Source organism: Archangium sp. (assembly GCF_036389735.1).
In the GTDB taxonomy this organism is placed as follows: domain Bacteria; phylum Myxococcota; class Myxococcia; order Myxococcales; family Myxococcaceae; genus Archangium.
Genome location: NZ_DASVWK010000525.1, coordinates 1 through 1,710, shown reverse-complemented (window position 1 = coordinate 1,710; position 1,710 = coordinate 1). Strand labels below are relative to the sequence as shown.

2 protein-coding genes are annotated in these 1,710 nt (G+C 66.7%); both read left to right on the top strand.

The annotated features are described in order from the left end of the window. Window positions 1–1,083, top strand: a 1,083-nt coding sequence (locus VF794_RS18510) for an NADH-quinone oxidoreductase subunit L (protein WP_331112215.1), incomplete at its 5' end; no start/stop codon positions are given. Next, a partial coding sequence (locus VF794_RS18505; RefSeq protein ID WP_331112213.1) for a complex I subunit 4 family protein occupies window positions 1,080–1,710 on the top strand: 631 nt, incomplete at its 3' end. The genes VF794_RS18510 and VF794_RS18505, both read left to right, overlap by 4 nt.

Sequence of the window (1,710 nt, the reverse complement as noted above, 5' to 3'; positions counted from 1 at the left end):
GGGTCGATCGCGCTGCGGCAGTTCGACCTGAAGAAAGTCTTCGCCTACTCCACCGTCAGTCAGCTCGGCTTCATGTTCGTCGGCGTGGCCGTGCTCGCACCCGTGGCCGGCGTGTTCCACCTCGTCACCCACGCCTTCTTCAAGGCCTGCCTCTTCCTGGGCGCCGGTAGCGTCATGCACGGCAACGGGGACGAGACGGACATCAAGAAGCTGGGCGGCGTACGCCGGGAGATGCCCTGGACGTGGGCCACCTTCCTGGTCGCCACCCTGGCCATCACCGGCATCGTCCCGCTCTCCGGCTTCTTCTCCAAGGACGCCATCTTCCACGGCGTGCACCACAACCACCTGCACGGGTACGAGGGGGCCTCCAACGCCCTCTACATCGTGGGCCTCGTCATCGCGGCGTGCACGGCCTTCTACATGACGCGCCTGTACCTGCTGACCTTCGAGGGCAAGCGCTCGCCGCAGGCCAAGGTGGCCCACGCGCACGAGAGCTCCTGGTACATGACGCTGCCGCTGGTGGTGCTCTCGGTGCTCAGCGTGGTGGCGCTGGTGTACGCCCTGCCGCTGATGCCGGGCCGCAACGGACCGCAGCCGGTGATGGAGAACTTCCTGGGCCCCGTGTTCGCCAGCGCCGAGCGCATCGCCTCGCGCGGCAAGATGGTGGAGCTGGACCACAGCGTCCCCACCCTGGCCAACTACTTCGTGGCGTGGCTGGTGGTGGTCGCCAGCGGCGCGGCGGCGGCCTTCATGTACATGAAGTTCTTCCCGTCGCGGGTGGGCCAGCCGGCTCCGGCCTTCGCCCGCTCGGTGCGGCGCTTCGCGCAGAACAAGTTCTATGTGGATGAGGCCTACGAGTTCCTGGTCATCCGGCCGGTGAAGAGCGTGAGCGCCCTCCTCTACAAGCTGGTGGACACCCTCCTCATCGACACGGTGGCGGTGCGCGGCACGGCGTGGGTGACAGCCCGCGTCGGCAGCGCCCTGCGCTACGTGCAGACGGGAGACGCACAGGCCTACGCCGCGGTCATGGCGCTGGCCCTGCTCGGCGGCGCGGTGTACGCGCTCATCCAGGTGCTGCAATGAGCTTCTTCGATACCCATCTGCTCAACCTCGTCGTCTACCTGCCGCTCGTCTTCGCGGCCCTCATCTGCGCGCTCCCCTCCGGAGAGCGCGGGCAGATCCGCACCATCACGTTCATCGGCATGATGGTGGACCTGGTGTTCGGCGTCTGGGCCTACCTGCGCTTCGAGCCGAGCGGTGCCGAGTTCCAGCTCGAGTACCGCACGCGCTGGCTGGAGCAGCTCGGCGTCAGCTACCACATCGGCGTGGACGGTCTGGCCGTCAGCCTGCTGCTGCTGACCGTCTTCCTGGGGCCCCTGGTGGTGATGGCCTCGCAGACGTACATCACCGAGCGGGTGAAGGAGTTCCACATCTCCCTGCTGCTGCTGCAGATGGTGATGCTGGGCGCGCTGGTGTCCCTGGACGTGCTGCTCTTCTACATCTTCTGGGAGGCCATGCTCATCCCCATGTACCTGCTGGTGGGCGTGTGGGGCGCCGAGGATCGCCAGATGGCCGCGGTGAAGTTCTTCCTCTACACCCTGGTCGGCTCGCTGCTGATGCTGGTGGCGATCGTCGCCCTGTACTTCATCAGCAGCACCCCGGGCACCCGCTCCTTCGACTACGCCACCATCTACAACAGCCTCATCGCCG